We start from the raw sequence: 2665 nt of genomic DNA, 5'->3' as shown, positions 1-2665 counted from the left end.
GTTGGGATTTTTTTGTGAAGACGATTTGGTGAAGATATGCAAAATGATATGATTGCGTTGAAACTGATGTGGAAACAAAGGGCGATATATGACGCAAGCACTTGTATCTCCTGTGGTGCTAGTCATTTTGGACGGCTGGGGCTACCGAGAAGGTATAGAGGGAAACGCGATCGCCGTTGCGAAAACCCCTATAATGGGTAGCCTTTGGGCAGCGTATCCTAGCACAACCATTCGGACTTCCGGAAAAGACGTGGGGCTACCAGACGGTCAAATGGGTAACTCAGAAGTGGGTCACCTCAATATTGGCGCAGGGCGAATAGTACCACAAGAACTGGTTCGGATCTCCGATGCGGTTGAAGATGGCTCATTGCACGACAATATAGCACTGCTGAAATTCTGCCAAGAGCTTCAGAGTCAGGGCGGTAAGCTACACTTAGTGGGCTTGTGTTCTGATGGCGGTGTCCATTCTCATCTGGATCATCTCCTGGGATTGCTCGATTTCGCCAAATCTAAAGGATTTTCTGACATTTGCATTCACGCGATTACCGATGGTCGCGATACTAAGCCCGCAGATGGCGTAAAATTCATTCAAGCGATTCAGGATTATATTGACAAAATCGGTGTAGGACGAATTGCTACTATTAGCGGTCGCTACTATGCCATGGATCGAGATCGACGTTGGGATCGGCTCGAAAAAGCTTACAATTGCATGACTCAAGATGGCGCAGGAATCGGTCTGTCAGCCGTTGAGGTCTTAAATAGGTCTTATGATGAAAACATCACAGACGAGTTTATTCTCCCTACTCGACTGGCTCCAGGTGCAGTAGAGTCAGGGGATGGTGTCATTTTCTTTAACTTCCGTCCGGATCGATCCAGACAACTGACTCAAGCCTTTATCGGTCCAGGATTTAACGGGTTTGAGCGGGAGCTGATTGCCGATCTAACATTCCTAACTTTTACCCAGTATGACCCCACATTATCTGTCTTGGTGGCATTTGAACCCCAAAGCCTGAATAATATTTTGGGGGAAGTTATTGCCAAGCATGGTTTGCGTCAATTACGAACAGCGGAAACTGAAAAATACGCCCACGTTACTTACTTCTTCAACGGGGGTTTAGAATCACCCTGTGAGGGAGAGGATCGGGAAATGATTCCCAGTCCCATGGTAGCGACATACGATCGCGCTCCTACCATGTCAGCACAAACTGTAACAGATACTGCGATCGCGGCTGTGGCAAAAGGCATTTATTCTCTAATTGTCATCAACTATGCCAACCCAGACATGGTAGGACATACAGGGAAGATGGATGCCTGTGTTGAAGCGATTGAAACTGTCGATCGCTGTGTCGGACAATTGGTGGAAAGTATTAATAAAGCTGGGGGTACTGTTATTATTACCGCAGATCACGGTAACGCTGAATACATGCGGGATGAAAATGGCAAACCTTGGACAGCTCACACTACCAATCCCGTCCCGTTTATCATAGTCGAAGGGGAAAAAGTAAAAATTCCTGGACATGGTGCAGATGTTGCTCTACGCAGCGACGGGCGTTTAGCGGATATTGCGCCAACGATTCTGGAAATATTGGGTTTGCCAAAACCAGCAGAAATGACTGGAAAATCCATGTTTGAGCCTGTGGAGTTTGAACTTCGCCCTAGTCGTACACCTGTACGAGTGAAGCTTTAGTTATTTGTTGTTGGTTATTTGTTGTTGGTTATTTGTTATTTGTTATTGGTTATTTGTTATTTGTTGTTTGTGATTGGTTTTTAACAATCAACAACTAACAACCAACAACCAACAACTAACAACCAACAACTAACAACCAACAACTAACAACCAACAACTAACAACTAACAACTAACAACCAACAACCAATAACAAACCATGACAATTGATAAAGTTCTACATATTATTTGGGCAATATCTGCCTTGGGTTTAATCGTTTTAGTATTGCTACACAGCCCCAAAGGGGATGGCATTGGCGGTATTGGGGGGCAAGCTCAATTATTTACTAGCGCCAAGAGTGCTGAAACTGCGCTGAATCGGGTAACTTGGATACTCGCTGTCATTTTTATCGGTTTTACGGTGATTTTGAGTGCGGGTTGGTTGAGTCAGTAGCGGTGTTTGATTTTGCCAAGGATTCAGCGCTGAGAATTAACAGGGAGCTGGTGGAGAGGATTGGGGGGAAACCCCTGGGGGATGATTCAATTTTCTTCGCCTAGTTGCGCCTACCTGTAGGTGTTTTTTGAGAAGGGTCAAAATTTGGGGCTGCATTCCTTATTCTGTATGGGTTTGCAGCCCTTCAGCTTTTTTTGAGGTCCTCCTCTGGTAACGCCATCATCCGACATCGCGATTGGTATTGCGATTTTGTGAAAGCATTTCCCCAAAATCAACCACAGAATTAATAGTCACCGAAGTCATGACTAACCTTTCCAACTCCAAGATATCTTCTAAACTATTGATCTCATTGATTAACTCAGGCGGCACAGTTTCAAACCGTACTTGTAAGATGCGAATTATGGTTGATTGGAGGGTTTGTCTAGCCCCTTTTGCAAGTCCCCTCTCTTCCATCCGGCTAAGTAAAGGCATTTTTCTTTCCTCCTCGTAACTAGTTAGTTTCTGTTCAAAACTTTGTTGTAACTCCTCCGGTAACGCCATCATCCT

General features: G+C 45.0%; 2 protein-coding genes and 1 pseudogene. 2 read left to right on the top strand and 1 reads right to left on the bottom strand.

The annotated features are described in order from the left end of the window. Positions 1 to 88 precede the first annotated feature (88 nt). Together gpmI and secG are read left to right on the top strand one after the other, a co-directional pair. Positions 89 to 1687, top strand: coding sequence for a 2,3-bisphosphoglycerate-independent phosphoglycerate mutase (gpmI, locus tag NJ959_RS28300; RefSeq protein WP_254015098.1), 1599 nt, complete (start codon positions 89 to 91; stop codon positions 1685 to 1687). A 198-nt stretch (positions 1688 to 1885) separates the two neighbouring features. Next, the gene (gene secG, locus NJ959_RS28295) at positions 1886 to 2119 is read left to right on the top strand and encodes a preprotein translocase subunit SecG (protein ID WP_254015097.1); all 234 of its coding nucleotides are present in this window, start codon (positions 1886 to 1888) and stop codon (positions 2117 to 2119) included. A gap of 219 nt (positions 2120 to 2338) precedes the next feature. On the opposite strand, the pseudogene NJ959_RS28290 reads toward secG, so the two are convergent. After that, a pseudogene (locus NJ959_RS28290) lies at positions 2339 to 2665 on the bottom strand (DUF4351 domain-containing protein); the annotation flags it as partial.

Source organism: Limnofasciculus baicalensis BBK-W-15 (assembly GCF_024178385.1).
Classification (GTDB): Bacteria; Cyanobacteriota; Cyanobacteriia; order Cyanobacteriales; family Coleofasciculaceae; genus Limnofasciculus; species Limnofasciculus baicalensis.
The sequence above is the reverse complement of the archived record's forward strand: the minus strand, read 5'-3'. Positions and strand labels throughout refer to the sequence as shown.

Coding starts and splice junctions, on each gene's coding strand:
- gpmI (WP_254015098.1), top strand. CDS start 89: ATGACGCAAGCACTTGTATCTCCTGTGGTGCTAGTCATTTTGGACGGC.
- secG (WP_254015097.1), top strand. CDS start 1,886: ATGACAATTGATAAAGTTCTACATATTATTTGGGCAATATCTGCCTTG.